42 protein-coding genes are annotated in these 25,451 nt (G+C 49.1%); 2 read left to right on the top strand and 40 right to left on the bottom strand.

Features of this window, described 5'->3' with window-relative positions; genetic code table 11:
• Positions 1-629 precede the first annotated feature (629 nt).
• From rplQ to dusA, 32 genes are all read right to left on the bottom strand, one after another.
• Entirely contained in the window at positions 630-1,028 is a 399-nt protein-coding gene (gene rplQ / locus CWE12_RS09105) for a 50S ribosomal protein L17 (protein WP_126789379.1), read from the bottom strand.
• A 55-nt stretch (positions 1,029-1,083) separates the two neighbouring features.
• Positions 1,084-2,073 carry a DNA-directed RNA polymerase subunit alpha gene (locus CWE12_RS09100; RefSeq protein ID WP_126789378.1) on the bottom strand — a complete coding sequence of 330 codons (990 nt, stop codon included), beginning with the start codon at positions 2,071-2,073 and terminating at the stop codon, positions 1,084-1,086.
• A 25-nt stretch (positions 2,074-2,098) separates the two neighbouring features.
• Positions 2,099-2,719, bottom strand: a complete 621-nt coding sequence (gene rpsD, locus CWE12_RS09095; RefSeq protein ID WP_126789377.1) for a 30S ribosomal protein S4 — start codon at positions 2,717-2,719, stop codon at positions 2,099-2,101.
• A 30-nt stretch (positions 2,720-2,749) separates the two neighbouring features.
• On the bottom strand, positions 2,750-3,139 hold the full coding sequence (gene rpsK / locus CWE12_RS09090; RefSeq protein ID WP_126789376.1) for a 30S ribosomal protein S11: 390 nt from the start codon (positions 3,137-3,139) through the stop codon (positions 2,750-2,752).
• Positions 3,140-3,153: 14 nt separating this feature from the next.
• Positions 3,154-3,510: a 30S ribosomal protein S13 gene (gene rpsM, locus CWE12_RS09085; RefSeq protein ID WP_126789375.1), complete on the bottom strand. Its 357-nt coding sequence runs from the start codon at positions 3,508-3,510 to the stop codon at positions 3,154-3,156.
• Positions 3,511-3,632: 122 nt separating this feature from the next.
• Positions 3,633-3,746 (bottom strand): 50S ribosomal protein L36, encoded by a 114-nt coding sequence (gene rpmJ / locus CWE12_RS09080; RefSeq protein ID WP_111570027.1) that lies wholly within the window; start codon positions 3,744-3,746, stop codon positions 3,633-3,635.
• Positions 3,747-3,770: 24 nt separating this feature from the next.
• Positions 3,771-5,099: a preprotein translocase subunit SecY gene (gene secY / locus CWE12_RS09075; protein WP_126789374.1), complete on the bottom strand. Its 1,329-nt coding sequence runs from the start codon at positions 5,097-5,099 to the stop codon at positions 3,771-3,773.
• A 7-nt stretch (positions 5,100-5,106) separates the two neighbouring features.
• On the bottom strand, positions 5,107-5,541 hold the full coding sequence (gene rplO, locus CWE12_RS09070) for a 50S ribosomal protein L15 (RefSeq protein ID WP_126789373.1): 435 nt from the start codon (positions 5,539-5,541) through the stop codon (positions 5,107-5,109).
• A 3-nt stretch (positions 5,542-5,544) separates the two neighbouring features.
• Positions 5,545-5,727: a 50S ribosomal protein L30 gene (rpmD, locus tag CWE12_RS09065; RefSeq protein WP_126789372.1), complete on the bottom strand. Its 183-nt coding sequence runs from the start codon at positions 5,725-5,727 to the stop codon at positions 5,545-5,547.
• Positions 5,728-5,734: 7 nt separating this feature from the next.
• Positions 5,735-6,235: a 30S ribosomal protein S5 gene (rpsE, locus tag CWE12_RS09060; RefSeq protein ID WP_126789371.1), complete on the bottom strand. Its 501-nt coding sequence runs from the start codon at positions 6,233-6,235 to the stop codon at positions 5,735-5,737.
• A 9-nt stretch (positions 6,236-6,244) separates the two neighbouring features.
• Entirely contained in the window at positions 6,245-6,598 is a 354-nt protein-coding gene (gene rplR, locus CWE12_RS09055; protein WP_126789370.1) for a 50S ribosomal protein L18, read from the bottom strand.
• A gap of 9 nt (positions 6,599-6,607) precedes the next feature.
• Complete coding sequence (gene rplF / locus CWE12_RS09050) at positions 6,608-7,141, bottom strand: 50S ribosomal protein L6 (protein ID WP_126789369.1); 534 nt, start codon at positions 7,139-7,141, stop codon at positions 6,608-6,610.
• 14 nt (positions 7,142-7,155) lie between these two features.
• Entirely contained in the window at positions 7,156-7,548 is a 393-nt protein-coding gene (gene rpsH, locus CWE12_RS09045) for a 30S ribosomal protein S8 (RefSeq protein WP_126789368.1), read from the bottom strand.
• Between the two features lie 26 nt (positions 7,549-7,574).
• Positions 7,575-7,880, bottom strand: coding sequence for a 30S ribosomal protein S14 (rpsN, locus tag CWE12_RS09040; protein WP_126789367.1), 306 nt, complete (start codon positions 7,878-7,880; stop codon positions 7,575-7,577).
• A gap of 4 nt (positions 7,881-7,884) precedes the next feature.
• Positions 7,885-8,430 carry a 50S ribosomal protein L5 gene (gene rplE, locus CWE12_RS09035; RefSeq protein ID WP_126789366.1) on the bottom strand — a complete coding sequence of 182 codons (546 nt, stop codon included), beginning with the start codon at positions 8,428-8,430 and terminating at the stop codon, positions 7,885-7,887.
• A 19-nt stretch (positions 8,431-8,449) separates the two neighbouring features.
• Positions 8,450-8,764 (bottom strand): 50S ribosomal protein L24, encoded by a 315-nt coding sequence (rplX, locus tag CWE12_RS09030; RefSeq protein ID WP_126789365.1) that lies wholly within the window; start codon positions 8,762-8,764, stop codon positions 8,450-8,452.
• Positions 8,765-8,774: 10 nt separating this feature from the next.
• Positions 8,775-9,143: a 50S ribosomal protein L14 gene (rplN, locus tag CWE12_RS09025; RefSeq protein ID WP_126789364.1), complete on the bottom strand. Its 369-nt coding sequence runs from the start codon at positions 9,141-9,143 to the stop codon at positions 8,775-8,777.
• A 232-nt stretch (positions 9,144-9,375) separates the two neighbouring features.
• Complete coding sequence (locus tag CWE12_RS09020) at positions 9,376-10,674, bottom strand: carbohydrate porin (protein ID WP_126789363.1); 1,299 nt, start codon at positions 10,672-10,674, stop codon at positions 9,376-9,378.
• A 142-nt stretch (positions 10,675-10,816) separates the two neighbouring features.
• Positions 10,817-11,080 (bottom strand): 30S ribosomal protein S17, encoded by a 264-nt coding sequence (gene rpsQ / locus CWE12_RS09015; protein WP_126789362.1) that lies wholly within the window; start codon positions 11,078-11,080, stop codon positions 10,817-10,819.
• Complete coding sequence (gene rpmC / locus CWE12_RS09010; protein WP_111570013.1) at positions 11,080-11,271, bottom strand: 50S ribosomal protein L29; 192 nt, start codon at positions 11,269-11,271, stop codon at positions 11,080-11,082. Before rpmC ends, rpsQ begins: the two co-directional genes overlap by 1 nt.
• Positions 11,271-11,684 carry a 50S ribosomal protein L16 gene (gene rplP / locus CWE12_RS09005; protein ID WP_126789361.1) on the bottom strand — a complete coding sequence of 138 codons (414 nt, stop codon included), beginning with the start codon at positions 11,682-11,684 and terminating at the stop codon, positions 11,271-11,273. Before rplP ends, rpmC begins: the two co-directional genes overlap by 1 nt.
• Positions 11,685-11,695: 11 nt before the next feature.
• A complete protein-coding gene (rpsC, locus tag CWE12_RS09000; RefSeq protein WP_126789360.1) occupies positions 11,696-12,388 on the bottom strand; it encodes a 30S ribosomal protein S3 in 693 nt (230 codons plus the stop codon).
• Positions 12,389-12,398: 10 nt separating this feature from the next.
• Positions 12,399-12,731 carry a 50S ribosomal protein L22 gene (gene rplV / locus CWE12_RS08995; protein WP_126789359.1) on the bottom strand — a complete coding sequence of 111 codons (333 nt, stop codon included), beginning with the start codon at positions 12,729-12,731 and terminating at the stop codon, positions 12,399-12,401.
• Between the two features lie 12 nt (positions 12,732-12,743).
• Complete coding sequence (gene rpsS / locus CWE12_RS08990) at positions 12,744-13,022, bottom strand: 30S ribosomal protein S19 (RefSeq protein ID WP_126789358.1); 279 nt, start codon at positions 13,020-13,022, stop codon at positions 12,744-12,746.
• A 19-nt stretch (positions 13,023-13,041) separates the two neighbouring features.
• Entirely contained in the window at positions 13,042-13,866 is an 825-nt protein-coding gene (rplB, locus tag CWE12_RS08985; RefSeq protein ID WP_126789357.1) for a 50S ribosomal protein L2, read from the bottom strand.
• 17 nt (positions 13,867-13,883) lie between these two features.
• On the bottom strand, positions 13,884-14,186 hold the full coding sequence (gene rplW / locus CWE12_RS08980) for a 50S ribosomal protein L23 (protein ID WP_126789356.1): 303 nt from the start codon (positions 14,184-14,186) through the stop codon (positions 13,884-13,886).
• The gene (gene rplD, locus CWE12_RS08975; protein WP_126789355.1) at positions 14,183-14,788 is read right to left on the bottom strand and encodes a 50S ribosomal protein L4; all 606 of its coding nucleotides are present in this window, start codon (positions 14,786-14,788) and stop codon (positions 14,183-14,185) included. Before rplD ends, rplW begins: the two co-directional genes overlap by 4 nt.
• Positions 14,789-14,806: 18 nt before the next feature.
• Positions 14,807-15,445 carry a 50S ribosomal protein L3 gene (rplC, locus tag CWE12_RS08970; RefSeq protein ID WP_126789354.1) on the bottom strand — a complete coding sequence of 213 codons (639 nt, stop codon included), beginning with the start codon at positions 15,443-15,445 and terminating at the stop codon, positions 14,807-14,809.
• Positions 15,446-15,478: 33 nt separating this feature from the next.
• A complete protein-coding gene (gene rpsJ, locus CWE12_RS08965; RefSeq protein ID WP_126789353.1) occupies positions 15,479-15,790 on the bottom strand; it encodes a 30S ribosomal protein S10 in 312 nt (103 codons plus the stop codon).
• Between the two features lie 224 nt (positions 15,791-16,014).
• Positions 16,015-17,211, bottom strand: coding sequence for a dipeptidase (locus CWE12_RS08960; protein ID WP_126789352.1), 1,197 nt, complete (start codon positions 17,209-17,211; stop codon positions 16,015-16,017).
• 205 nt (positions 17,212-17,416) lie between these two features.
• On the bottom strand, positions 17,417-17,683 hold the full coding sequence (locus CWE12_RS08955; RefSeq protein ID WP_126789351.1) for a hypothetical protein: 267 nt from the start codon (positions 17,681-17,683) through the stop codon (positions 17,417-17,419).
• A 206-nt stretch (positions 17,684-17,889) separates the two neighbouring features.
• Positions 17,890-18,861 carry a tRNA dihydrouridine(20/20a) synthase DusA gene (dusA, locus tag CWE12_RS08950; protein ID WP_126789350.1) on the bottom strand — a complete coding sequence of 324 codons (972 nt, stop codon included), beginning with the start codon at positions 18,859-18,861 and terminating at the stop codon, positions 17,890-17,892.
• 92 nt (positions 18,862-18,953) lie between these two features.
• Between dusA and zur the strand changes: the two genes are divergently transcribed.
• Together zur and CWE12_RS08940 are read left to right on the top strand one after the other, a co-directional pair.
• Entirely contained in the window at positions 18,954-19,406 is a 453-nt protein-coding gene (gene zur / locus CWE12_RS08945) for a zinc uptake transcriptional repressor Zur (RefSeq protein WP_126789349.1), read from the top strand.
• 19 nt (positions 19,407-19,425) lie between these two features.
• A complete protein-coding gene (locus CWE12_RS08940) occupies positions 19,426-19,896 on the top strand; it encodes a chemotaxis protein CheX (protein ID WP_126789348.1) in 471 nt (156 codons plus the stop codon).
• A gap of 83 nt (positions 19,897-19,979) precedes the next feature.
• Here the strand turns inward: CWE12_RS08940 and alr are convergent, their stop codons facing one another.
• The 8 genes from alr to rlmB all read right to left on the bottom strand — a co-directional run bounded on the left by alr (position 19,980) and on the right by rlmB (position 25,447).
• Positions 19,980-21,062, bottom strand: a complete 1,083-nt coding sequence (gene alr, locus CWE12_RS08935) for an alanine racemase (RefSeq protein WP_126789347.1) — start codon at positions 21,060-21,062, stop codon at positions 19,980-19,982.
• The gene (dnaB, locus tag CWE12_RS08930; protein WP_126789346.1) at positions 21,062-22,459 is read right to left on the bottom strand and encodes a replicative DNA helicase; all 1,398 of its coding nucleotides are present in this window, start codon (positions 22,457-22,459) and stop codon (positions 21,062-21,064) included. The genes alr and dnaB overlap by 1 nt, the downstream gene beginning before the upstream one ends.
• A gap of 194 nt (positions 22,460-22,653) precedes the next feature.
• A complete protein-coding gene (gene rplI / locus CWE12_RS08925; protein WP_126789345.1) occupies positions 22,654-23,106 on the bottom strand; it encodes a 50S ribosomal protein L9 in 453 nt (150 codons plus the stop codon).
• A 42-nt stretch (positions 23,107-23,148) separates the two neighbouring features.
• Positions 23,149-23,376: a 30S ribosomal protein S18 gene (rpsR, locus tag CWE12_RS08920; RefSeq protein WP_126789344.1), complete on the bottom strand. Its 228-nt coding sequence runs from the start codon at positions 23,374-23,376 to the stop codon at positions 23,149-23,151.
• Positions 23,377-23,388: 12 nt separating this feature from the next.
• Positions 23,389-23,721 (bottom strand): primosomal replication protein N, encoded by a 333-nt coding sequence (gene priB, locus CWE12_RS08915; protein WP_126789343.1) that lies wholly within the window; start codon positions 23,719-23,721, stop codon positions 23,389-23,391.
• A gap of 20 nt (positions 23,722-23,741) precedes the next feature.
• A complete protein-coding gene (rpsF, locus tag CWE12_RS08910) occupies positions 23,742-24,149 on the bottom strand; it encodes a 30S ribosomal protein S6 (RefSeq protein WP_126789342.1) in 408 nt (135 codons plus the stop codon).
• Positions 24,150-24,278: 129 nt separating this feature from the next.
• A complete protein-coding gene (locus tag CWE12_RS08905) occupies positions 24,279-24,704 on the bottom strand; it encodes a hypothetical protein (RefSeq protein WP_126789341.1) in 426 nt (141 codons plus the stop codon).
• Complete coding sequence (gene rlmB, locus CWE12_RS08900) at positions 24,701-25,447, bottom strand: 23S rRNA (guanosine(2251)-2'-O)-methyltransferase RlmB (protein WP_126789340.1); 747 nt, start codon at positions 25,445-25,447, stop codon at positions 24,701-24,703. The genes CWE12_RS08905 and rlmB overlap by 4 nt, the downstream gene beginning before the upstream one ends.
• Positions 25,448-25,451: the final 4 nt, after the last annotated feature.

Genomic DNA, 25,451 nt, shown 5'->3' with positions numbered 1-25,451 from the left:
AATTTTGACCCTACCTGCAGGACAAGCCTGTGGTTGAGATCTGCTACCGAAGTAGCTTTTTAAGTTGCTCAATCAATGTAAGTGCCCACACAGATTGCTTGGCTTTGATAGATTGTTAAAGAACGTTGCGTACGACTTTTGCCGTAGCAGGGATGCGCATTCTACGCTTCCGGTTACTGAAGTCAAGCCCCATTCATTAAGAATTTTGAACTTTTTCTTCAGCCCTTGTGCTCGACTAATTCATAATGAACTCAGGAGCTTCAAGGGTTGTCTGTGCGCTCAATGTGCCCTGACAACGGAGGCGAATTATAGAGATCTTCTCGCTGCGCGCAACCCCTTTTTGGATCTTTTTCCAATAAACAGGATCGAACGAATAAAATTCACCCAAAACGACCAATAATTAAACTCATTTTGTACGACATTGGCTAATCGTTTAAAAAATGAGCAAATAAGTCTGGCTAAGAGCAAGTATACATGTAACATTAATAAAACATGGATGTTGCGCGCTGCAAGGATGCTCCAGCGCACTTTCATTAGCTCTATCCACAATTACCTATTCAGAACTAAAACCATAGACATAAAAAAACGGGGTCACAAGGACCCCGTTTTTTATGAATAAAGCCTAAACCTTATTCTTCAGCTGCTTCTACAACAGCTTCTTCTTCAACTTCTGGACGGTCAACTAACTCGACGTACGCCATAGGCGCTGTGTCACCAGTACGGAAACCACACTTCATAATACGTGTGTATCCACCTGGACGCTCTGAATAGCGTGGACCTAAATCGTTGAACAGCTTACCTACTACTTCTTTATCACGTGTACGTGCGAAAGCCAGACGGCGATTTGCAACGCTGTCTTCTTTTGCCAATGTGATCAAAGGCTCGATAACGCGGCGTAATTCTTTAGCTTTTGGCAACGTAGTTTTAATAACTTCGTGGCGCACTAACGAACTAGCCATATTGCGGAACATCGCTTGACGATGACTGCTGTTACGGTTGAGTTGACGACCACTCTTACGATGGCGCATAACCTATACCCTTCTAAATAAAACTCTATACCAAGGTTATACCTGGTACGAACGATTAATCGTTGTCGATCAGGCTAGCCGGCGGCCAGTTTTCCAGGCGCATACCCAGAGACAGACCACGCGACGCCAAAACGTCTTTGATTTCAGTTAACGATTTCTTACCTAAGTTAGGAGTTTTTAACAGCTCCACTTCGGTACGTTGTACGAGGTCACCAATGTATTGAATCGCTTCTGCTTTCAGGCAGTTCGCTGAACGAACTGTCAGTTCCAAGTCATCGACTGGACGCAGCAAGATTGGATCGAATTCTGGTTTCTCTTCTTTCTCTTCTGGTTCACTCATGTCGCGTAGTTCGACAAAAGCTTCCAACTGTTCAGCCAGGATAGTCGCAGCACGACGGATAGCTTCTTCTGGATCTAGAGTACCATTGGTCTCCATATCGATCACAAGCTTGTCCAGGTCAGTGCGCTGTTCAACACGCGCTGAATCCACTGTATATGCGATACGCTCAACAGGGCTGAAAGAAGCATCAACCAGCAAGCGGCCGATTGGACGATCTTCATCCTCGTCATTATAACGAGTATTCGCAGGCACATAACCACGACCTTTCTCTACCTTGATTCGCATTGACACTTCAGTGTCGCCAGTCAAAGTACAGATAACGTGCTGTGGATTACAGACTTCAACGTCACCGTCAGTGGTGATGTCGCCTGCAAGTACAGGACCTGCGCCGGATTTAGTCAAGGTCAACGTAGCCTCGTTTTTGCCGTCCATTTTAACGGCAAGGCCTTTAAGGTTAAGCAGGATTTCAATAATGTCTTCCTGAATACCCTCTTTCGTGCTGTATTCATGCTGCACGCCGTCAATCTCAACTTCCGTGACCGCACAACCGGGCATCGAAGAGAGCAAAATACGACGCAGCGCATTTCCTAGCGTGTGACCAAATCCGCGCTCCAACGGCTCAAGGGTTACCTTGGCATGGTTGGCGCCGACTTGTTCAATATCTACTAACCTTGGTTTTAAAAATTCGGTTACAGAACCCTGCATTGTGTCCTCTCTTTATGCTTAAGCCTTACTTAGAGTAAAGCTCTACGATCAACTGTTCGTTAATTTCAGCAGATAAATCTGTACGCTCTGGAAGACGCTTAAAAGTCCCTTCCATTGCTTTATTATCTACTTCAACCCAAGTTGGCTTTTCACGTTGCTCTGCCAACTCAAGGGCCGCTGCAATTCGTGCCTGCTTTTTAGCTTTCTCACGAATGCTGACAACATCTTCTGGCTTCACGTTAAATGAAGGAATGTTGACCACTTGACCGTTAACGACTACAGCTTTATGGCTGACCAACTGACGCGCTTCCGCACGAGTTGTTGCAAAGCCCATACGGTACACAACATTGTCAAGACGCTGCTCAAGCAATTGCAGTAGGTTCTCACCTGTATTGCCTTTGATACGTGCAGCTTCCTTGTAGTAATTACGGAACTGCTTTTCTAACACGCCGAACATACGACGTACTTTTTGCTTTTCGCGTAACTGAACGCCGTAGTCAGACAGGCGACCGCGACGGGCACCGTGCTGACCAGGTGCAGTTTCTAACTTACACTTGGTGTCAATTGCGCGAACGCCGCTTTTCAGGAACAAATCGGTTCCTTCGCGACGACTCAGTTTGAGTTTTGGACCCAAATATCTAGCCATCTTCTTTCTCCAACTATCGTTTCACGCCAATTAAACGCGACGTTTCTTAGGCGGACGACAACCGTTGTGAGGAATCGGTGTCACGTCAGTAATGTTAGTGATTTTATAACCAACAGCGTTCAGAGCACGAATCGATGATTCACGACCTGGACCTGGGCCCTTCACAAACACTTCTAAATTCTTAACGCCGTATTCCTTCGCCATTTCACCAGCACGTTCCGCAGCTACCTGGGCAGCAAACGGTGTAGATTTACGCGAACCACGGAAGCCTGAGCCGCCTGAGGTTGCCCACGACAGAGCGTTGCCCTGACGATCGGTAATAGTGATAATGGTGTTATTGAAAGAAGCATGGATATGAGCCATGCCATCGGCGACTTGCTTTTTAACGCGTTTCCGAGAACGAGTAGGTTGCTTAGCCATTGCTCAATTCCCCCTTATTTACGGATTGGTTTACGCGGACCTTTACGAGTACGAGCGTTTGTTTTAGTACGCTGTCCACGAAGAGGTAAGCTACGACGATGACGAAGGCCACGGTAACAACCGAGGTCCATCAAACGCTTGATATTCATAGAAACTTCACGACGTAAATCGCCTTCTACAGAGTAGACGGCAACAGCTTCACGAAGTTGATCCAGTTGTTCTTCTGACAAAGAACCAATTTTAGTGGTTTCTGCGATACCAGTCGTTGCAAGGATTGCCTTCGAACGAGTACGGCCTACACCATAAATCGAAGTCAATGCAATGACTGCATGCTTATTGTCAGGGACGTTAATGCCAGCGATACGGGCCACTAACACATCTCCTATAGTTAAAGGGTCATCGGGTAAAAAGCCCGTTAGGATACTCAACCGATTGACTCAATGCAAATAAAAACCGAGCCCAGTGCCATTAGGCACTGGACCGATTCACTTACTTAACCCTGCCGTTGCTTATGCTTAGGGTCACTGCAGATTACACGTACAACACCGTTGCGACGGATAACCTTACAGTTACGGCAGATCTTCTTAACGGAAGCACGAACTTTCATTGCTACTCTCCGTAACGCGCGAACTTATCGGCCGTAGCCTTTAAGATTCGCTTTCTTCAGCACAGACTCATATTGATGAGACATCATGTGAGTTTGTACCTGTGCCATGAAATCCATGATCACGATGACGATAATCAGCAAAGATGTACCGCCGAAGTAGAACTGAACGTTCCACGCAATCATCATGAATTCAGGAACCAAACAAATAAAGGTAATGTACAACGCACCTGCGAGTGTCAGACGAGTCATTACTTTATCGATATAACGCGAGGTTTGCTCACCTGGGCGAATACCCGGAATGAACGCACCAGACTTCTTCAGGTTATCTGCTGTATCGCGAGGGTTAAATACCAACGCAGTATAGAAGAAACAGAAAAAGATGATCGCGGCTGCATACAGCATCACGTAAAGCGGTTGTCCAGGTGATAGCGTTAACGCTACTTCCTGAAGAATATTCGCAATACCAGTGTCACCCTGTCCAAACCAGGTCGCTATTGTACCTGGAAACAGAATAATACTCGATGCAAAAATTGGCGGAATTACACCAGCCATATTCACTTTAAGCGGCAGATGCGAGCTTTGTGCGGCAAAAACCTTACGGCCTTGCTGGCGTTTCGCATAGTTTACCACAATGCGACGCTGTCCGCGCTCAACAAATACTACAAAATAAGTGATGGCCAGAATAATTACGGCAATTAAAAACAGCAGTAAGACATTCAAATCGCCTTGACGTGCCTGCTCAATCGTTTGACCGATAGCAGACGGCAGGCCAGCGACAATCCCGGCAAAGATGATAATTGAGATACCGTTTCCAATCCCACGCTCGGTAATCTGTTCACCTAACCACATTAAGAACATGGTACCAGTAACCAGAGAAACAACCGCAGTAAAGTAAAACGCAAAACCCGGATCAATAACCAAACCTGGCATCAGGTTTGGTAAACCGGTCGCGATACCAATTGACTGGAACGTAGCAAGTACTAACGTACCCCAACGCGTATACTGACTGATCTTACGTCGTCCAGCTTCGCCCTCTTTCTTAAGCTCTGCCAACTTTGGATGAACCACAGTTAACAGCTGCATAATAATCGAGGCCGAAATGTACGGCATAATTCCCAACGCGAGTATGGAAGCTCGCTCCAGAGCACCACCAGAGAACATGTTAAACATGGCCACGATGGTGTCCTGTTGCTGGGAAAAGAGTTCAGCCAGAACGGCGGCATCTATACCAGGAATAGGCACAAAAGAGCCAGCACGGAACACGATGATCGCACCGAGCACGAATAGCAAACGCGATTTGAGCTCAGACAAGCCGCCCTTTGCGCTGGAGTTCTCCAATCCTGGTTTAGCCATTTATCTCTTATCCTTCGATTTTACCGCCGGCCGCTTCGATAGCTTCGCGCGCGCCTTTAGTTACCTTTACACCCTGAACAGTGATAGCACGATTGATTTCGCCAGACTTAACCACTTTCACGAACTGAATGTTCTTTTTGATTAAACCTAGTTCTTTCAACGTTGCTACAGAAGCAGTATCACCGTTCACTTTCGCCAACTCTGCCAGAGTTACTTCAGCAGTTACCATCGCTTTACGCGAGGTAAAACCGAACTTAGGCAGACGACGTTGAATTGGCATTTGGCCGCCTTCAAAACCTGGTTTCACGCTGCCACCTGAGCGAGACTTCTGTCCCTTGTGACCACGACCACCAGTTTTACCCAGGCCAGAACCAATACCGCGACCTACACGCTTCTTAGAGGTTTTCGCGCCTGGTGCAGGAGTCAATGAATTCAACAACATATCTTAACCCTCCACCTTAACCATGTAATTTACCTGGTTAATCATACCGCGAACTGAAACTGTATCTTCCAGCTCAACAGTGTGATTAATGCGACGTAAACCTAAACCGCGAAGAGTCGCTTTGTGCTTAGGCAAACGCCCAATTGCACTTTTAGTTTGGGTTACTTTAACTGTCTTTTTAGCCATTGTTCACTTACCCCACAATTGAACCAACAGGCAGTCCACGTTTCGCAGCAATCTGCTCTGGAGAATTCATAGCTTCCAGGGCTTTGATCGTAGCGCGGACTACGTTGATCGGGTTGGTTGAGCCGTATGCCTTAGACAATACGTTGTGAACACCAGCCACTTCGAGTACTGCACGCATCGCACCACCGGCGATGATACCAGTACCTTCGGAGGCAGGCTTCATAAATACCTGCGAACCAGAGTGACGGCCTTTAACAGGATGCTGAAGGGTGTCCCCATTCAGCTGCACAGTCACCATGTTGCGACGTGCTTTTTCCATAGCTTTCTGGATAGCGGCAGGAACTTCACGTGCCTTACCGTAACCGAAACCTACTTTACCCTGACCATCTCCGACCACAGTTAATGCGGTGAAACTGAAAATGCGACCACCTTTAACCACTTTTGATACGCGGTTAACTGTGATCAACTTTTCCATGAACTCACCGTTTTGAGCTTCTACATTTGCCATGTTCGTCTCCTAGAACTGAAGTCCTGCTTCACGGGCAGCATCTGCCAGTGCAGCAACGCGACCGTGGTACTTGAACCCGCTACGGTCAAAAGATACAGACTCAACGCCTTTTTCTTTTGCCCGCTCAGCAATGGCTTTACCCACTGCTTTAGCTGCTTCAACATTACCGGTTTTGCCAACGCCTTCGGCGATAGCTTTTTCAACCGTTGAAGCGGCCGCAAGTACTTCAGAACCATTTGGTGCAATCAGCTGTGCGTAAATGTGCCGTGGGGTACGGTGAACCACAAGGCGCATTGCACCCAACTCTTGAATCTTTTTACGAGCGCGAGTGGCGCGACGTAAGCGAGCTGTTCTCTTGTCCATCGTCCTACCCTACTTTTTCTTGGCTTCTTTACGACGCACATGCTCATCGGCATAACGTACACCTTTGCCTTTATAAGGCTCTGGTTTCCGATATGCGCGAATGTTAGCGGCAACCTGGCCAACTAACTGCTTGTCTGCGCCTTTCACTACGATCTCAGTCTGAGTCGGACATTCCACAGTAATACCCTCTGGAACTTCGTACTCGACCGGATGTGAGAAGCCTAAATTTAGGTTTAATTTCTTACCCTGTGCTTGTGCGCGGTAACCGACACCTTGCAGTAAAAGCTTACGCTCATACCCTTGGGCGACACCTTGCACCATGTTGTTCAACACTGCACGAGCGGTACCAGCTTGTGCCCAACCATTTGCAAAACCTTCGCGTGGAGCGAAAGTCAGCTGCTGGTCAGCACTGGTTACTTCAACAGCGTCGTTAACAACGCGGGTCAATGACCCTTTAGCACCTTTAATGGTTACTTCCTGGCCCTGTAACGTAACTTCTACGCCAGCAGGAATAGCGACAGGTGCTTTAGCAACGCGTGACATATCCTACCTCCCCGTTACGCTACATAACCGATGATTTCGCCACCAAGACCCGATTTACGGGCGGCGCGATCGGTCATTAAGCCTTTAGAAGTTGAAACCACAGCAACGCCTAAACCACCCATAACTGATGGTAAATCGTTGCGCTTTTTATAGATACGCAGACCAGGACGGCTAACACGTTGAATTGACTCGATGACAGGTTTGCCTTCGAAATACTTCAATTCAATAGTCAGCTCAGGCTTAGCGCCTTCTGCTACGTCGAAGCCAGTGATGTAGCCTTCTTCTTGCAATACTTTGGCAATCGCCTGTTTTTGCTTAGAAGCTGGCATGGTCACGGCGACCTTGTTCGCACCTTGCGCGTTGCGAATGCGAGTGAACATATCCGCAATTGGATCTTGCATGCTCATATTTGCTATCTCCCGTGATTCGTGGCTTACCAGCTAGCTTTTTTCAAGCCAGGGATTTCACCGCGCATTGCTTTCTCACGTACCTTGATCCGGCTCATGCCGAATTTACGAAGGAAACCATGAGGACGACCAGTCACATTACAGCGGTTACGCTGACGTGCTCGACTGGAATCACGAGGAAGCTTTTGTAGCTCTAGAACCGCTTCCCAACGTTGCTCGTCTGATGATGAAGGATCAGAAATAACTGCCTTCAGTGCGCTGCGCTTCTCTGCGTATTTCGCTACAAGCTTAGTACGCTTGAGCTCCCGCATTTTCATTGAAACTTTTGCCATAACTCTACACCTTACTCTTGAATGGGAAGCCAAATGCAGCAAGCAGTGCGCGTGCTACTTCGTCATTCCCAGCATTAGTGGTGATAGTGATGTCCAAACCTCTAACCTTGTCGACCTTGTCGTAGTCAACTTCAGGGAAGATAATTTGTTCACGGACACCCATGCTGTAGTTACCACGGCCATCGAACGACTTAGCGTTCAGACCACGGAAGTCACGAATACGAGGAATTGCGATTGAAATCAAACGCTGCAGGAAATCCCACATTCTCTCGCCACGTAGAGTTACTTTACAGCCAATCGGAAAGCCTTCACGGACTTTGAAGCCAGCAACAGATTTACGAGCAACAGTGCGAACTACTTTCTGGCCAGCAATGGCCTCCAGGTCTGCTACTGCGTTATCGAGAATCTTTTTGTCGGTTAATGCTTCACCAACACCCATGTTTAGGGTGATTTTTTCAATCCGAGGGACTTGCATGACGCTGTCGTAGCCGAACTGTTTCATCAGCTCAGGAACTACAGTCTCTCTATAATGTTCATGCAGTTTCGCCATCGTACACTCCAATGTTTAGTTAAATGATTTCGTTATTAGATTTGAAGGTGCGGACTTTTTTGCCGTCTTCAATCTTGAAACCAACACGATCTGCTTTTTCAGTCGCTGGATTAAAAATCGCTACGTTAGAAACATGAATGGAGGCTTCTTTTTCAATAATGCCACCAGCCTGGTTCAGAGCCGGATTTGGCTTCTGATGTTTCTTGATCAGGTTTACACCTTCAACGATTACACGATCCTTCTCGGCTAAGACAGACAGCACTTTACCGCGCTTGCCTTTGTCTTTACCGGCCAGGACTACCACTTCGTCATCACGTTTAATTTTTGCCGCCATTGTTTACTCCTTACAGTACTTCCGGCGCCAGTGAAACAATCTTCATGAACTGCTCAGAGCGTAGTTCACGAGTCACTGGTCCAAAGATACGAGTACCAATTGGCTGCTCATTTGCATTAAGCAAAACAGCCGCGTTGCGGTCAAAACGGATAACAGAGCCGTCTTGACGACGGACGCCTTTCCGGGTGCGTACGACCACCGCGTTTACTACATCGCCTTTCTTCACCTTACCGCGAGGAATTGCTTCCTTGACAGTAACTTTGATGATGTCGCCAATGTTAGCGTAACGGCGGTGCGAACCACCTAGAACCTTAATACATTGTACGCTACGCGCGCCGGAGTTATCGGCAACGTCCAGCATAGTTTGCATTTGGATCATCTCAGTGCTCCGCTTGAGTTAAATTACAGGCCCAAATTGGACCCTCTCCCACATCTTTACTCTGCTTTTTAACGAGCATTATAAAGACGTCCCCATATTAAAAGGGCGGCGAATTGTAACAGAAAAAAAAGCCAGGGAATAGGGCTGAAGGGAATTAAAATAATAACTGGGCCAAACCGTTGCGGCCCAGTCCAAGGCAAGGAGTCTTGCCTGTCGCGTAGTGTACTACAAATTAGAAGTAGTAGCCAAAATTGATGTTAAAACGAGTATTCCAACCAGTGTCTTCACCCGCTATCGAACCATTCGCAAACGGTTGATTTTTTGCGCTGACTAAATCGAAGTAGGTATAGATGCCGCCGGCAGCAACCGCCATCCCCGCTACATTCATCACAGTATCCTCCTGATAGCCCCTTTTGTCAGTGATCAGGCTGGTATTGTTATAGAACTGAAGTGACTCAACCGGGCCGAAGTCGAGCGGATAATTGTAGGCAACATTGGCGGTGTAAAGATTCGAGCGAGTCGGAATGGTATCAAAGTAGGCGTAGGCACCCACCACTACGCCTTCATTTTCTATATCAAGGTCGTAGTCATAATGTGTCCACTGGCCATGAAACTCCCAGCGCCCGGTGGTGTAGGCAGCGTGCAGTCCCAATGCCCGCTTACTGCCGACTGAATCAAGGCCATCATTGATATCACCATACTGACCCGAGACGCCAATTTCGAGCTCGTCTTCACCGAATGATAACTTGCGGGCAATGCGGGTAATAAAGGTATTGTTTTCGCTGGCGGTACGCTCAGGCTCGGCGTAAATATCCTCACCTGGCAGGCGAATTCCGCTGACATTGTAGTTGTAGCTGTCTGCGCGGCTGCGCACATCCCCCGTGCTGCCACCAAGGTCGTCATTGAGGATCAGGGCAAAATCGAGATCCCAGTCATCGCTACGCTTGGTAAATTTTATCCCGGTACCGGGGTTATCTTCAAAACCAATATAAAAGTTCGAACTAAAGAAATAGCTATGGGAATTGTAGGGCATTACGCCCCAGGGCTGGATTACCACCCCAACCTGGCCCTGCCACTCATCCGTGAAATTGTACCCAAAATAGGCATGACGGAGCGCGTCCATGTATTCAAACCAGCGATACTCAGCAGACAGAATAGCGCCGTTCATTTCGCCATCAAAATTCAGCCGGAACAAGTCGAACTGCATATCGCCGCCGCGATTTTTCTGACCTTCATCGTAATCAGCCAGCACATACTGGAAGCGCACCGCGCCACCGAACTGAATACCGCTACTGTCATCGTCCTGCGCTGCGACGGTCTCGGCAACCTCTTCATTTTCACGCTGAGTCTCGCGTAAGTCACGCTTGGCTACTGCGAGCTCCTCTTCCAGCTCACTCAGTCGCTGTTCCAGTGACTGCAGCCGCTGTTCTTCTCTATCGGACTCAGGGTTTTGTTGCGCTGTGACCGAGGTACTCACTAAACCACAGGCAATCGCTATTGGAATCACTTTCAACACTGTGTTGGCAGGCATCCTTACTCTCCGTTTTGCTATTGTGTAGCCCAAGTATAGTTACCTTTAACTCCTTAACAATCTGAGTTAAATCAAACGGATAAAAAAACGGCCCCGAAGGGCCGTTTTCTAAACCTTAAAACTATCTATGCAAAATAGACAATTAAATGGTGTTCGCTTTCTCAACAACGTCAACCAGTGTCCAGTTTTTCCCTTTCGAGATAGGACGCGTTTCGCGAATAGTCACGAGATCGCCCTGGCCACATTGGTTAGACTCGTCGTGCGCTTTGATCTTGGTAGTACGAGTGATGTACTTGCCATAGATTGGGTGTTTAACCCGGCGCTCGATAGCAACAACGATAGACTTGTCCATCTTGTCGCTAACTACACGACCTTGCAGAGTACGGATAGTTTTAGCTTCGGTCATTACGCACCCGCCTTCTGGTTGATAACAGTTTTCACACGTGCGATATCACGACGCACTTGCTTCAACATATGAGTTTGATTCAGCTGGCCGGTGGCAGCTTGCATACGCAAGTTGAATTGCTCGCGAAGCAGGCCAAGCAGCTCTTCATTCAGCTGTTCAACGCTCTTTTCATTAAGTTCGCTAGCTTTCATTACATCACCGTCCGAGAAACAAAAGTGGTTTTGAATGGCAGTTTAGCAGCCGCTAATTTGAATGCTTCACGTGCCAACTCTTCAGGAACGCCGTCCATTTCGTATAAAACACGACCTGGCTGGATTTGGCAAACCCAGTATTCAACGTTACCTTTACCTTTACCCATACGCACTTCAAGCGGCTTTTGAGTAATTGGCTTGTCTGGAAATACACGGATCCAGATTTTACCTTGACGCTTGACGTGACGAGTCATCGCACGACGTGCGGCTTCGATTTGACGAGCAGTCATACGACCACGCTCTGTCGCTTTCAGGCCGAAAGTACCGAAGCTAACTTTGTTACCAGTCTGCGCCAGACCGCGGTTACGGCCTGTATGAACCTTGCGAAATTTCGTACGCTTAGGTTGTAACATATCGGTTCTCCTTACTTACGACCTTTGCCGCGCTTAGCAGGTTTAGGTTGCTGTTGCTCTTCCTGAACCGGCATGCCACCAAGGACTTCGCCGCGGAATACCCAAACCTTCACGCCGATGATACCGTAGGTCGTGTGAGCTTCTGAGGTTGCATAATCAATGTCCGCACGCAGAGTATGCAGTGGAACACGACCTTCACGATACCATTCGGTACGTGCAATCTCAGCGCCGCCTAAGCGACCGCTAACTTCAACCTTGATACCTTGAGCACCCAGACGCATTGCGTTCTGTACCGCACGCTTCATAGCGCGACGGAACATGACGCGACGCTCTAACTGACCAGCGATGTTCTCACCGATAAGCTGTGCATCGAGCTCAGGCTTACGAACTTCTGAAATGTTGATCTGCGCTGGAACACCAGTCAGTTTAGAAACTTTCTGACGCAGCTTCTCAACATCTTCACCTTTTTTACCAATAACAACACCTGGACGAGCAGTGTGAATTGTTACGCGAACACTCTTTGCAGGGCGCTCAATAACAATCCGGCTCACAGACGCGCTTTTAAGTTCTGTTTTCAAGAACTCACGCACCTTGTGATCACTGTGCAGGTTGTTGGCGAAATCCTTGGAATCCGCGTACCAGGTAGCATTGTATGGCTTGGTGATACCTAGGCGAATACCATTAGGATGTACTTTTTGACCCATAATTTATCTCCTAGCTATCTGACACAACCACAGTAATGTGGCTGGTACGCTTCAAGATACGATCGGCACGACCTTTAGCACGAGGCTTGATGCGCTTCATAGTAGGACCTTCATCAATCATGATGGAGGATACTTTGAGCTCATCGATGTCAGCACCTTCATTATGCTCCGCGTTGGCGATAGCAGACTCTAAAACTTTCTTAACCAAAGCTGCCGCTTTCTTCGGGCTGTAACCCAAAATATCAAGCGCTTGTGCAACCGATTGGCCTCGAATTTGATCTGCAACCAGACGCCCCTTTTGAGGGGAAACGCGGGCAAATTTATGTTTAGCAATAGCTTCCATTGTATTTACCTCTTAACGTTTCTTCGCTTTCTTATCCGCAGCGTGGCCGCGGTAAGTGCGAGTCGGAGCAAATTCGCCTAGTTTATGACCAATCATTTCATCAGTAACGAATACTGGAACATGTTGACGGCCATTGTGAACAGCGATGGTCAATCCAATCATATCTGGAATGATCATTGAACGACGAGACCAAGTTTTTAATGGTTTCTTGTCCCCGCTTTCCATCGCTTTCTCCACCTTTTTCAATAGGTGAAGGTCAATAAATGGACCTTTTTTAAGAGAACGTGGCATTTAATGAATCCTCTTGCCTTTATTTAGTGCGACGACGCACGATGTACTTGTCAGTACGCTTATTCTTACGGGTCTTGAAGCCTTTAGTTGGCATGCCCCACGGAGATACCGGGTGACGACCACCTGAAGTACGACCTTCACCACCACCGTGTGGGTGATCAACCGGGTTCATGGCAACACCACGAACAGTCGGACGAACACCACGCCAGCGTGCAGCACCAGCTTTACCCAGTTGCTTCAGCATGTGCTCAGCGTTACCGATCTCACCGATAGTTGCACGGCAATCTGATAAGATTTTACGAACTTCACCAGAGCGCAGACGTACAGTTACGTACAAGCCTTCACGAGCCAGGATTTGAACGTAAGCACCAGCCGAACGTGCTAACTGAGCACCTTTACCAGGCTTCATTTCTACCGCGTGCACAGTACTACCTACTGGAATATTGCGCATTGGCAGAGTGTTACCTGCTTTAATCGGTGCATCAGAACCTGAAACGACGCTAGCGCCAGCTTTCAGGCCTTTTGGTGCCAGGATGTAACGGCGTTCACCGTCGGCATACAGCACCAACGCAATGTTTGCAGAGCGGTTTGGATCATATTCAATCCGTTCAACCTTTGCAGGAATACCGTCTTTATTGCGTTTAAAGTCAATCACGCGGTAGTGATGCTTATGTCCACCACCGATATGACGAACTGTGATACGACCTTTGTTGTTACGACCACCAGACTTGCTGTTCTTTTCCAGCAACGGGGCGTAAGGCTTGCCTTTATACAGGTCCTGGCCAACGACTTTAACGACGTGGCGACGACCCGGAGATGTAGGCTTCTGTTTAACAACAGCCATTTTCACTATCCTCCTGTTTATTCAGCGCCGCCGACGAAGTCGATGTCGGCACCTTCGGTCAGGGTTACGTAAGCTTTTTTCCAATCGCTACGCTTGCCCATGCGCGCACCAGTGCGCTTGGCTTTACCCTTCACGTTCAGAGTGCGAACGCCAGTTACTTCGACTTCAAACAATTTCTCAACTGCAGCTTTGATTTCTTTCTTAGTAGCGTCTTTTGCTACTTTGAAAACCAAGGTGTTGTTCGCCTCAGCACTCATCGTTGCTTTCTCAGAAATATGAGGAGCCAGTAACACTTTCAACATACGTTCTTCGCTAATCATGATAAGGCCTCCTCAAGCTGCTTGACCGCGTCAGCAGTGATTAGAACTTTATCGAATGCGATCAGGCTGACCGGGTCGATACCCTGTACGTCACGTACGTCAACCTTGTACAGGTTGCGTGATGCCAGGAACAGATTCTCATCTACTTCTTTAGTCACGATAAGAACATCTTTTAAGTCCAGCTCTTTCAGTTTGGCCGCAAGTTCTTTAGTCTTCGGCGCACTAACGCTGAAGTTTTCAACTACGATCAAACGGTCTTGACGAACCAGTTCAGATAAAATGCTTTTTACCGCACCGCGATACATTTTTTTGTTTACTTTCTGGCTGTGATCCTGCGGCTTAGCTGCAAAGGTCACACCACCAGAACGCCAGATTGGGCTACGGATAGTACCTGCGCGAGCGCGGCCCGTACCCTTTTGACGCCATGGCTTTTTACCGCCACCTGAAACTTCAGAGCGAGTCAGTTGAGCTCGCGTACCTTGACGCGCACCCGCAGCATAGGCAACTACAACCTGATGCACGAGCGCTTCGTTAAACTCACGTCCAAAGGTAGCTTCGGAAACTTCAAGAGCGCCTTTTGCGTCTTTTAATGCTAATTCCATCACTAATCTCCTCAGACGTTACGCTTTGACCGCAGGCTTAACGATGACGTCACCGCCAGTCGCGCCAGGGACAGCACCCTTAACCAAAATTAAGTTGCGCTCAGCGTCAACACGGACGACTTCCAGGGATTGTACAGTGACGCGTACGTTACCCATTTGGCCGGCCATTTTCTTACCTTTGAATACTTTACCTGGTGACTGGTTCTGCCCGATGGAACCCGGTGCACGATGCGACAATGAGTTACCATGCGTCGCGTCTTGCATGCTGAAGTTCCAGCGTTTAACAGTACCGGCGAAACCTTTACCTTTAGAGGTACCGGTTACGTCAACCATTTTAGTATCATTAAAAATTTCCACTGTCAGCTCAGCACCAACCGCGATCTCGTCGCCCTCACCTTCACCAAGGCGGAACTCCCAAAGACCACGACCCGCTTCAACGCTTGCTTTAGCGAAATGACCCGCTGCAGCTTTGTTGACACGGTTAGCTTTTTTGCTGCCGGTGGTCACTTGAAGCGCACGGTAACCGTCAACGTCCAGGTCTTTAACCTGAGTCACGCGGTTTGCCTGCACTTCGATCACAGTCACAGGAACAGAAGCGCCATCTTCTTGAAAGATGCGAGTCATTCCGACTTTACGACCGACTAGACCAATAGCCATTGTTAAAACCTCTTATCCAGAATCCTAGTGCTCTTAGCCCAAGCTGATTTGTACATCAACACCAGAAGCTAAGTCCAAACGCATCAGTGCATCTACCGTTTTTTCAGTAGGTTCAATGATGTCGATAAGACGCTTGTGAGTGCGGATTTCGTACTGATCACGAGCATCTTTGTTCACGTGAGGAGAAATCAACACAGTGAAACGTTCCTTGCGTGTAGGCAGTGGAATTGGACCACGAACCTGGGCACCGGTACGTTTGGCAGTATCAACGATTTCCGCAGTAGACTGGTCGATCAGACGGTGATCGAACGCTTTCAAGCGAATTCGAATTCTTTGACTAGACATAATCAAAGCCTCATAAAAAAGAGCATTTAAAAAAGAGCATAAAAAAACGCGCCTCTAGCCCGGCATTACTGCCGTCAGAGGACGTTTTTTTAACTACACGTTTGCCCCCCAATCGGGGGCATTGTTGCCGGCAGGAAGAGAAAACTCTACCTACCGTGGCGCGAGATTATACAGCAGCCAAAGGTGAAGTCAACTGCTGATCACGCCTGTCGCTAGGCTTTTGCTTAGCTGTTTTCGGCCGCGTATGCCTCTACTGCTCGCCATGCGCGAACCGTGTTCTTGTACAGGATCTGATCTATCTCATCTTCACTGTAACCGCGGTCTAACAAACCTTGAATTAAGTTCGGGAAAGTACTCACGTCTTTTAAACCTTCAGGCAGGGTATCTCCAACGCCATCAAAGTCTGAACCAATGCCAACATGGTCAATTCCGACTAATTCAACAATATGGTCAATGTGGTTAAGCACGTCATCGTAGGTTGCATACGGGAACTGGTTCTCTTCCTCCATACGAGCAATGGCGGCTTCGGCTTCAGGAGTACCTTCGCCGTGTTCTTCATTTATCGCTGCGGTCAGACGTTGAATACGGGCACGGAACTGGTTCGCCTGGGCTGTAACAAAGGTTGAACCAAAGGTCACCTGGATCACTCCATTGTTCTCAGCCAGGGTCTCGATCATCTCGTCGCTCATATTTCGTTGCCAGCCTGGCGTATAAGAACGTGCTGACGAATGGGTAGCGATAACCGGAACCTGGGTAATCTCCATGACGTCATAAAATGCTTTGTCACTGACATGGCTGATATCCACCATCATTCCGATCCGGTTCATCTCAGCAACCAGCTCTTTGCCAAACGGGCTCAGGCCACCCCAGCGCTGACGGATATCGTACGAGGAATCACTGATATGATTGTCTTCAGAATGAGCCAGGGTAATGTATCGCACCCCGCGGTCATAAAAATGCTGCAGATTTTCGAGCTTACCTTCTATAGGTGCGCCATTTTCCATCCCCATCGGCAATGAAATCAGGCCCTGCTCCACCTGCGCCAGAAGCTCATCCACGCTGTGTGGAATTGCATACTGGTCCGGTGCACGGTAGACCATGGATTCGACAAAGTCGATTAGGTGGTTGGCGAGTGTATAGGCACCGTTGTCTTCATAGGTACTTGGGACGTAAATCGCCATAAAGGGCGCGTTCAGTCCCCCTGCAACAGCTCGTTCATAATCAAAGTCACCACGTTCAGCGGCACCGGTCATATCTTCCCAGTCATCCATCAGCCGCCATGGCACGTCAATGTGAGTATCGATAATCAGGGTGTCCTGGGCGATCTGTTGTGCCCGTTCGCCGGCAAATATCTCGGTTGCCGAAGCCGAAGCCATGGTGCATACGCTAGCCAGCGCTATGCTCAGGATAGATAAACGCATCAAAGGTCCTCATCAGGGAAATTGTAAATAGAAGAGTAACCAGATTATCAGAGAAAGGACAGCGCGACGAGTTACGACTCATATACTCGTCGCGGGTGACGATTAGTCCGTCGCGACCAGCGGCTTACCAGGAGTGTCAGCAAGCAGGTTAAGGTAATTGCTAGTATTGGCAGCAATATCCATACAATGCTCAGCCACACCCACATTAGTTGCTCTCGGAATCGGCAGCGGCTAGAACCTCTGCTTGCTCAGTATCCAGAGACTCTGCGTCCTCTTCGTCGAAGAAGCGGGTACTGGCTGAAATACCTTCACTGACCGCTAACTTAACCATCGAGCTTACGGCGTTAACATCGTCAACCAGGTAACTACGGATTTGCGCTTTCACTTCGTGCAGATTAAATGACATGGTGTCTGCAACTGGTGCTGGTGACTGTAAAGAAAATAAGCTGACAGTGATTAATAAAGTGTTCATGATTTGTTTCCTTCTTAAGTAATGAGTCGTTCGTTGCGAAGTTTTACTTCACTTCGTACTTAAGAGATTACAAACCTTGTGCCAACTTCTATAAAACTTATAAGCTACTGATATTTAATATTTTTATATAAATCCGAGAGATTATACAAATACTCGACTTAGCCAGCTTTACCATTCGCTTAAAAAAATCGCTAATCTTTAGTTTTTTACGCCACTGCCTGTCCAAGTACTTTTTCCGCAGCTTCATATAAAGGTGCAGCAGATTCTGCCCGGGGGCCGTTCTCACTTAAATGACGACGCCACTGACGGGCACCAGGACGGTTTTGAAACAAGCCGAGCATGTGCCTGGCGACGTGCCAGAAACGCCCCCCGGCCGCAATGTGACGCTCAATGTAGTCGGCCATCACCGGCAACACCTCTTCGGGAGCCTGCCACTTGATCGGCTGCCCATACAAAACTGAATCCACCGCTGCCAGCATCCAGGGGTTTTGGTACACTGCCCGTCCTAACATCACGCCATCAACAAACTGCAGTTGCGCCTGCGCCTCGTCGAGACTCTGCAAACCACCGTTTAGCAGCACCTCAAAATGAGCTAAATCGCGTTTGACCTGATGCACACGATCATAATCAAGGGGCGGAATGTCGCGGTTTTCTTTCGGGCTCAGGCCATTCAGCCAGGCTTTCCGTGCATGCAGGGTAAGGCGGGACACGCCCGCATTATCGACCGCCTGCAGTAAACGCATCAGAAACGAATACGAATCCTGTTCGTCAATACCAAGGCGGGTTTTGATACTGACTGGCACTGTCCCCGCTGCGTCCTGCATAGCTTTCAGACAGTCACCAACCAACTCCGGCTCGGCCATTAAACAGGCCCCAAAGCGCCCATTCTGGACACGGTCCGACGGACAACCGACGTTTAAATTAATCTCATCGTAACCGCGTTCGACCGCTAGCCGGGTGCAGGCCGCCAGGTCTGCAGGGTTGCTGCCACCGAGCTGCAAAACAAGCGGATGTTCATCCTCGTTGTAGAGCAGAAAGTCATTTTTGCCGTGAATAATCGCCCCGGTCGTCACCATCTCAGTATAGAGAACTGCCCGTGTACTAAGCTGACGATGAAAGTAGCGACAATGTCGGTCAGTCCAGTCGATCATCGGGGCTACCGCAAAAATTTGTGACATCAGTTTCCTCGGATTCGGGTAAAATAGCGCAACATTATACAACAGCTTTAAAATGCATGCATTGGGCTACATTCTCATGCTAAGCTAACGCCATGAACAATAATAACACTGAACAATTACTTTCTCGTGCAGAAACACTTTGCGTGCATCGGGGCGTTCGCCTTACCCCGGCCCGGCGCGAAGTGTTTGCACTATTAAGTCAGCAGGAAGGTGCCATCGGCGCTTATGATCTGCTGGAACAGTTAAAAGAAGTGGTGCCAAACGCTAAACCACCAACCATATACCGGGCGCTGGATTTTCTTCAGTCGCAAGGGTTTGTGCATAAAATTTCATCGTCGAATAGTTATGTTCTCTGCTCCCACTTTGAAAAACAGCATCCGGTGCAGATGTTGATCTGTCGGGTCTGTGGTAGCGTACAAGAGATTCATTCTGATGGAGTGCACGAACAGTTCATTGATCAGGCACGAGCTGAAGGTTTCGCTGTGGAGCAGCAAACCGTCGAAGCTTTAGGAGTTTGCGCCCAGTGCGCACACAAGAGCAGTTAGTCGTAAATGGAAACTTGGTATGAATGCTGATTTTATAAATCCTTTTTTGACCGCAGTACAAAATGTGTTGTCGATGATGGCACAAATCGAACTTAAGCCAGGAAAGCCGCAGATCAAGAAAGACGATGTGGCTCGGGGCGACGTGTCAGGCCTTATCGGAATGGTTGGCCCACAAACCAAAGGCTCATTTTCAATCTCCTTTGATGAAAACCTGGCAATTGAGATCATGCATAAAATGCTTGGTGAGCGTCCGTCCGGCATCAATGAAGAAGTAACCGACATGGTCGGTGAAATTACCAATATGGTAACTGGTGGCGCAAAACGCACCCTGGGTGAAAAAGGCTACGAGTTTGAAATGGCCTCACCGGTCGTGGTCACAGGTACAGATCACACCATCCGTCATAAGTCGGAAGGCGCCAAACTGATCATGCCCTTTGAGCATGAAGCAGGCAGAGCCCACATCGAGATTTGCTTCGATAAAATCAGTTAGTCGGGTCTAAACCACGACCCACGCTGCAAAACAAAAAAGAAAGGCCGCACATGTGCGGCCTTTCTCATGCTCATAAAAAATCATTAGACACTGTCGTAATCAAGCACCACCCGGTGGGCAACATTGCACAAAAGTTCATAGGCAATGGTACCTACATAACGTGCCACTTCTTCTACTGGTAAATCAGGCCCCCATAACTGGCCTGTATCTCCCACCTCAACATCACTGTCAGGCCCCACTTCAACGGCCAGCATATCCATCGACACATGGCCGACAATTGGGTAACGCCGTCCGTTAATAAAAACCGGGGTGCCGTCCGGTGCCGTTCGCGGATAGCCATCGCCATAGCCGATTGCCAGCACCGCAATCCGGGTCGCCTTCGGCGCATGCCAGGCTGCGCCATACCCTACGCCTGCGCCCGCTTCTATACTGCGTACCGAGATAACGCTGGCCTGCAGTTTCATCACCGGCTTAAGGTTAAGCATCGCCCCGGTTTGCTCAGCAAAGGGGGACACGCCATACAGGGCAAGGCCCGGGCGTACCCAATCATCATGCTCAGCTACAGCGGCCAGCAAAGCTGCCGAATTAGAGAACGATACAGGCGCCTGCAACTGCGCTTGAATCGAGGCAAACGCCTGACGTTGTTCTTCGTTCTGTACCGTTTGCGGGCGATCCGCACTGGCGAAGTGAGACATCAGCACCGGTTCTGACTGAACATTCGGGCAGGCCTGCAGTCGGCGGTAAAAATCCACCGCCTGTTCCGGTTCAACGCCTAACCGGTGCATACCTGTGTCCACTTTCAGCCAGACTTTAAGTGGGTTAACCAGGCCTTCGGCCTGCTCCAGTTGCAGCAACTGATACTCGCTGTGGATCACCGGCTGCAAACCACTGGCCGCCAGAATCGGCAACTGCTCCGCAGCAAAAAAACCTTCCAACAGGACAATCGGCTTCACTACACCGGCATTGCGCAAAGCCAGAGCTTCATCCAGGCGCGCCACCCCGATCGCATCAACCCCATCAAGTTGCTGGGCTATGCGGGTTAACCCATGCCCATAGGCATTGGCTTTGAGAATCGCCAGTATGCGCGCGCCCTTAGCGTGCTGCTGCAACGCATCCAAATTATGCTGTAATGCCGCTAAATCAATCGCGGCCCAGGCCGGGCGCATTAATAGTCGTCCTCTGTATCCGCGCGGGCGTAGTTATCAAAACGAGACAACGCACCATGGAACTTCAGCTCCACTGAACCGATCGGTCCGTTCCGCTGCTTACCTAAAATAATCTCAGCCAGTCCCTGCTTATCCCCGTCCGGATGGTATACCTCGTCGCGGTAGATAAACATGATCACATCGGCATCCTGCTCGATCGAACCTGATTCGCGCAAATCCGAGTTAACCGGACGCTTATCCGAGCGTTGCTCGAGTGACCGGTTCAACTGAGAAAGCGCTACCACCGGGCATTTCAGCTCTTTCGCCAGCGCTTTTAATGAGCGTGAAATCTCCGCAATTTCCAGCGTCCGGTTTTCACTCATTCCCGGTACTGTCATCAACTGCAGGTAATCCACCATGATCATACTGACCCCGCCGTGCTCACGGGCAATCCGCCGCGATCTGGAACGTACCTCGGTCGGTGTCAGACCCGAGCCGTCATCAATGTACATATTGTTCTTTTCGTTCAGCATGCCCATGGTCGAGCTGATCCGCGCCCAGTCATCATCATCCAGGTTACCGGTCCGAACCTTGGTCTGGTTAACCCGACTCAGTGACGCCAGCATCCGCATCATAATCTGCTCTGCTGGCATCTCCAGACTGAATATTACCACCGGTTTGTCTTCGTTCAGCGCCGCATGCTCCGCCAAGTTCATAGCGAAAGTCGTTTTTCCCATTGAGGGCCTGGCCGCCACAATAATCAGGTCGGAGGGCTGCAGACCCGTGGTCATACGGTCGAGGTCGTGGTAACCGGTAGAGACGCCGGTGACGCCATTGTGATTGGTTTGCGTGCTTAAGAATTCGATGCGATCCAGCGTCCGGTTAAGAATATCGCCGATCCCTTTAGGGCCATCGTTGGCGTTGGTGCGCTTCTCTGCAATTTTAAAGACTTTCGACTCTGCCATATCAAGCAGTTCGTTACTGCTACGGCCCTGAGTGTCAAAACCTGATTCCGCAATTTCATTGGCCACACCGATCATTTCGCGCACGACCGCACGTTCACGGACAATGTCCGCGTAGGCAAGAATATTGGCTGAACTGGGGGTATTCTTCTGAATCTCGAGCAGGTACGGAAAACCGCCCACCTGTTGCAGCTCACCAGTCTGCTCCAGCAGCTCGGACAGGGTCACCAGATCAATTGGTTTCTCGCGGGAAATCAGTCCCTGCATCGAGCTAAAAATAATCCGGTGCGAGCGCAGGTAGAAGTCGTCTGCGATAACCCGTTCAGCCACGTTATCCCAGGCCTCATTGTCCAGCATCAAGCCACCTAATACAGATTGCTCAGCTTCAATAGAATGCGGTGCTGACTTAATAGCGTCGACTTTGGCGTCTTTGGGCTTGGTGTTTAGCTGTGCCACGGATGCTCCTCTTATAAGCGGTAACGATGCTCGAACAGGCTAAAAATAATACCTTAAGCACTCTCCAATGTCGCTTATATTACCCTAAATAATAACGTTCCTTTACAACATCCTGGAAACACTTAAACGGCTAAGCCTCAGGCAAAAAAAAAGACGCCATAAGGCGTCTTCTTTAAGCGGGTCAGAAGTGCTAATTACTTAGCAGCTTCAACAACCAGCTTCACTTGTGCAGTTACTTCAGCATGCAATTGCAGCTCAATATCGAACTCGCCAGTTTCGCGAATGGTGCCGTGAGGCATCAGGATTTCGCTCTTCTGAACTTTAACACCGGCTGCAGTAATAGCATCAGCGATGTCACGAGTACCGATAGAACCGAACAGTTTGCCTTCGTCGCCCGCTTTAGATTCGATAACCACTGGCTCCAGTGCGTTAACTTTCTCAGCGCGCTCTTCAGCAGCTTTAAGATCGGCAGCAATTTTAGCTTCCAGCTCGGCGCGACGTGTTTCAAACGCTTCAACGTTTGCTTTGGTCGCAGGTACTGCTTTACCGTGCGGGAATAAGAAGTTACGTGCGTAGCCTGGCTTCACAGCAACCTGGTCGCCTAAGCCACCCAGGTTAGCTACTTTATCTAATAAGATAATATTCATGAGTATGTTACCCCTTTCGAATTAGTTAAAACGAACCGACACTTACTTATGCAAGTCAGTGTAAGGCAACAAACTCAGGTAGCGTGCGCGCTTAATAGCACGAGCCAGCTGACGCTGATACTTCGCTGAAGTGCCAGTGATACGGCTTGGTACAATCTTGCCGCTTTCAGTTACGTAGTTTTTCAACGTAGCGATATCTTTGTAATCGATTTCTTTAACGCCATCTGCTTTAAAACGGCAGAATTTGCGACGACGGAAAAAACGAGCCATGGTAGTCTCCTGTTAAATCTTCTTTAGTTGCTGGGCGTGTAATACCAGTTTAGCGACACCGCTACTGGTCTCATGGCGATTTAAAAAACCAGCCACTTCTACCACACTCCCGACAGTTAATTGGTTTGCCAAGTCCTGTGCCCCTTTGCTGTCGGTGAAAACATCACCGGCAGCGGCACCGCTAGCTACAACCTGAATACGTAAAAAGCACTGTCGCGCCATTCCCGCTTCCTGTTGCTGCGACCTGTGGTCAATGACCAAATGCAGGTGCGCAATACCAGCAGGGCTCTTGCTTACGCGTGGAGGTTTAACCACCTCACCTTGCAGAACAAGTCGGTTAAGCACAGAGACGGCAACTGCTAACGCTACTCAGACTCAGACTCTGTCTCAGTTTCTGTTTCAGCATCTTCAGTTGCTTCAGTGCGTGCGTCAGACTTGCTGTCGCGACGCTCTTCTTTCGGCTTAGCGAAAGGAGAAGGCTCAGTTACACCTTCCTCTTTACGCATAATCAGATTACGCAGAACGGCATCGTTGTAACGGAAAGTGGTTTCCAGCTCTTCCACAACTTCTGCAGTCGCTTCAATGTTCAGCAGAACATAGTGTGCTTTGTGCAGCTTGTTGATTGGGTAAGCCAGTTGACGACGGCCCCAGTCTTCTAAACGGTGAATAGCACCACCGCCTTGCTTGATCGTTTCGCTATAGCGCTCGATCATGCCTGGAACTTGTTCACTCTGGTCAGGGTGAACCATAAATACGATTTCATAATGACGCATTGCTGCTCCTTATGGATGTTAAGCCTCGATCAGATCAGCCACACTGACATGGAGGCAAGGAACTTAAAGTAGTTTAAAGGCTGATTTAAGCTGGCGAATTGTACGGGATTTACACACTGGGGGCAAGCACTAGGCTTGCTCGAGGGTGCTATTTATTAAACTAAAGAGTTTTGCGGACAGGCTCGATGCTGCTCCGGCAGGGCCATTCACTTCGATCGGCTGGTTATCCACCAGTGCGCGTAAGTATAAAGTGCCTGCTTCCTCGTTCAGTTCAATAACCACATCGTGCAACAGGTACTCTTCAGGAATCACCATATTCTCAGTTAGCAGACGATAGCCATGGTGGGTATTCATCCGGTAACGAAGGTCATCCGCCACCTGAGCCAGGCGTCGGTTGCCGCTGTCGTAACTGATTTGCACATCCAGATAAGGGCGTTGCTGCATCGGCTGTTGTTGCCCCGGTAGCCAGGCCAGAACCAGCAACACCAGTGCCCCGGCCACGACCAAAATCGGGATCTTTAATGAGTTTGCGCGAGGTTGGTCAGATGATTTCATGCGCTTTGTCGCTGACGCACGACTTCAAATAAACACACCCCTGCAGCAACCGACACATTGAGACTACTGACCGACCCAACTAAAGGAATCGCAATCAACTGGTCGCAATGCTCGCGGGTTAACCTGCGCATGCCACTGCCCTCGGCGCCCATTACCAGGGCCACCGGCCCTTTGAAGTCCGCCTGATACAATGAATCCGTTGCTTCACCCGCAGTACCTACAATCCACACGCCCAACTGCTGCAGTTCGCGTAAGGTCCGGGCCAGGTTCGTCACCACAACCAACGGCATGGTTTCTGCCGCTCCGGATGCCACTTTACTCACCGTACTGGAAATTTTGGCTGACTTGTCTTTCGGCACGATGACCGCGGTCACTCCTGCAGCATCGGCCGTGCGTAAACAGGCCCCCAGATTATGCGGGTCAGTGACATTATCCAGCACCAGAAAACAGGCTTTTGTTCCGGCTTTTTCGTACAACCCCGGCAGATCATTTTCCTGATAATGCTTAGGTGCAGTAACCACCGCAATCACGCCCTGGTGATTCTCACCCTGAACTTTCTGGTCCAGCGTTTTACGCTGACACTCCTGCGCCCTTACACCGGCTTTACGCGCCTGCTGCAGAATGGTATCCAGCGCTTTGTCACGGCGTCCCTGCAATACAAATAGCTCAACCAGTCGTTCCGGGTTGTTCTTCACAATAGATGTCACCGCATGAATGCCGTGTACTAAATCTTTTTTACTCATGCTT

It is taken from the genome of Aliidiomarina sedimenti, assembly GCF_003986955.1.
In the GTDB taxonomy this organism is placed as follows: Bacteria; Pseudomonadota; Gammaproteobacteria; order Enterobacterales; family Alteromonadaceae; genus Aliidiomarina; species Aliidiomarina sedimenti.
This window is presented reverse-complemented; position numbering and strand designations above follow the sequence as displayed.

Excerpts from the sequence above, each read along its gene's own strand:
- rplQ (WP_126789379.1), bottom strand. The coding sequence starts at position 1,028 with ATGCGCCATCGTAAGAGTGGTCGTCAACTCAACCGTAACAGCAGTCAT.
- CWE12_RS09100 (WP_126789378.1), bottom strand. The coding sequence starts at position 2,073 with ATGCAGGGTTCTGTAACCGAATTTTTAAAACCAAGGTTAGTAGATATT.
- rpsD (WP_126789377.1), bottom strand. The coding sequence starts at position 2,719 with ATGGCTAGATATTTGGGTCCAAAACTCAAACTGAGTCGTCGCGAAGGA.
- rpsK (WP_126789376.1), bottom strand. The coding sequence starts at position 3,139 with ATGGCTAAGCAACCTACTCGTTCTCGGAAACGCGTTAAAAAGCAAGTC.
- rpmJ (WP_111570027.1), bottom strand. The coding sequence starts at position 3,746 with ATGAAAGTTCGTGCTTCCGTTAAGAAGATCTGCCGTAACTGTAAGGTT.
- secY (WP_126789374.1), bottom strand. The coding sequence starts at position 5,099 with ATGGCTAAACCAGGATTGGAGAACTCCAGCGCAAAGGGCGGCTTGTCT.
- rplO (WP_126789373.1), bottom strand. The coding sequence starts at position 5,541 with ATGTTGTTGAATTCATTGACTCCTGCACCAGGCGCGAAAACCTCTAAG.
- rpmD (WP_126789372.1), bottom strand. The coding sequence starts at position 5,727 with ATGGCTAAAAAGACAGTTAAAGTAACCCAAACTAAAAGTGCAATTGGG.
- rpsE (WP_126789371.1), bottom strand. The coding sequence starts at position 6,235 with ATGGCAAATGTAGAAGCTCAAAACGGTGAGTTCATGGAAAAGTTGATC.
- rplR (WP_126789370.1), bottom strand. The coding sequence starts at position 6,598 with ATGGACAAGAGAACAGCTCGCTTACGTCGCGCCACTCGCGCTCGTAAA.
- rplF (WP_126789369.1), bottom strand. The coding sequence starts at position 7,141 with ATGTCACGCGTTGCTAAAGCACCTGTCGCTATTCCTGCTGGCGTAGAA.
- rpsH (WP_126789368.1), bottom strand. The coding sequence starts at position 7,548 with ATGAGCATGCAAGATCCAATTGCGGATATGTTCACTCGCATTCGCAAC.
- rpsN (WP_126789367.1), bottom strand. The coding sequence starts at position 7,880 with ATGGCAAAAGTTTCAATGAAAATGCGGGAGCTCAAGCGTACTAAGCTT.
- rplE (WP_126789366.1), bottom strand. The coding sequence starts at position 8,430 with ATGGCGAAACTGCATGAACATTATAGAGAGACTGTAGTTCCTGAGCTG.
- rplX (WP_126789365.1), bottom strand. The coding sequence starts at position 8,764 with ATGGCGGCAAAAATTAAACGTGATGACGAAGTGGTAGTCCTGGCCGGT.
- rplN (WP_126789364.1), bottom strand. The coding sequence starts at position 9,143 with ATGATCCAAATGCAAACTATGCTGGACGTTGCCGATAACTCCGGCGCG.
- CWE12_RS09020 (WP_126789363.1), bottom strand. The coding sequence starts at position 10,674 with ATGCCTGCCAACACAGTGTTGAAAGTGATTCCAATAGCGATTGCCTGT.
- rpsQ (WP_126789362.1), bottom strand. The coding sequence starts at position 11,080 with ATGACCGAAGCTAAAACTATCCGTACTCTGCAAGGTCGTGTAGTTAGC.
- rpmC (WP_111570013.1), bottom strand. The coding sequence starts at position 11,271 with ATGAAAGCTAGCGAACTTAATGAAAAGAGCGTTGAACAGCTGAATGAA.
- rplP (WP_126789361.1), bottom strand. The coding sequence starts at position 11,684 with ATGTTACAACCTAAGCGTACGAAATTTCGCAAGGTTCATACAGGCCGT.
- rpsC (WP_126789360.1), bottom strand. The coding sequence starts at position 12,388 with ATGGGTCAAAAAGTACATCCTAATGGTATTCGCCTAGGTATCACCAAG.
- rplV (WP_126789359.1), bottom strand. The coding sequence starts at position 12,731 with ATGGAAGCTATTGCTAAACATAAATTTGCCCGCGTTTCCCCTCAAAAG.
- rpsS (WP_126789358.1), bottom strand. The coding sequence starts at position 13,022 with ATGCCACGTTCTCTTAAAAAAGGTCCATTTATTGACCTTCACCTATTG.
- rplB (WP_126789357.1), bottom strand. The coding sequence starts at position 13,866 with ATGGCTGTTGTTAAACAGAAGCCTACATCTCCGGGTCGTCGCCACGTC.
- rplW (WP_126789356.1), bottom strand. The coding sequence starts at position 14,186 with ATGATTAGCGAAGAACGTATGTTGAAAGTGTTACTGGCTCCTCATATT.
- rplD (WP_126789355.1), bottom strand. The coding sequence starts at position 14,788 with ATGGAATTAGCATTAAAAGACGCAAAAGGCGCTCTTGAAGTTTCCGAA.
- rplC (WP_126789354.1), bottom strand. The coding sequence starts at position 15,445 with ATGGCTATTGGTCTAGTCGGTCGTAAAGTCGGAATGACTCGCATCTTT.
- rpsJ (WP_126789353.1), bottom strand. The coding sequence starts at position 15,790 with ATGTCTAGTCAAAGAATTCGAATTCGCTTGAAAGCGTTCGATCACCGT.
- CWE12_RS08960 (WP_126789352.1), bottom strand. The coding sequence starts at position 17,211 with ATGCGTTTATCTATCCTGAGCATAGCGCTGGCTAGCGTATGCACCATG.
- CWE12_RS08955 (WP_126789351.1), bottom strand. The coding sequence starts at position 17,683 with ATGAACACTTTATTAATCACTGTCAGCTTATTTTCTTTACAGTCACCA.
- dusA (WP_126789350.1), bottom strand. The coding sequence starts at position 18,861 with ATGTCACAAATTTTTGCGGTAGCCCCGATGATCGACTGGACTGACCGA.
- zur (WP_126789349.1), top strand. The coding sequence starts at position 18,954 with ATGAACAATAATAACACTGAACAATTACTTTCTCGTGCAGAAACACTT.
- CWE12_RS08940 (WP_126789348.1), top strand. The coding sequence starts at position 19,426 with ATGAATGCTGATTTTATAAATCCTTTTTTGACCGCAGTACAAAATGTG.
- alr (WP_126789347.1), bottom strand. The coding sequence starts at position 21,062 with ATGCGCCCGGCCTGGGCCGCGATTGATTTAGCGGCATTACAGCATAAT.
- rplI (WP_126789345.1), bottom strand. The coding sequence starts at position 23,106 with ATGAATATTATCTTATTAGATAAAGTAGCTAACCTGGGTGGCTTAGGC.
- rpsR (WP_126789344.1), bottom strand. The coding sequence starts at position 23,376 with ATGGCTCGTTTTTTCCGTCGTCGCAAATTCTGCCGTTTTAAAGCAGAT.
- rpsF (WP_126789342.1), bottom strand. The coding sequence starts at position 24,149 with ATGCGTCATTATGAAATCGTATTTATGGTTCACCCTGACCAGAGTGAA.
- CWE12_RS08905 (WP_126789341.1), bottom strand. The coding sequence starts at position 24,704 with ATGAAATCATCTGACCAACCTCGCGCAAACTCATTAAAGATCCCGATT.
- rlmB (WP_126789340.1), bottom strand. The coding sequence starts at position 25,447 with ATGAGTAAAAAAGATTTAGTACACGGCATTCATGCGGTGACATCTATT.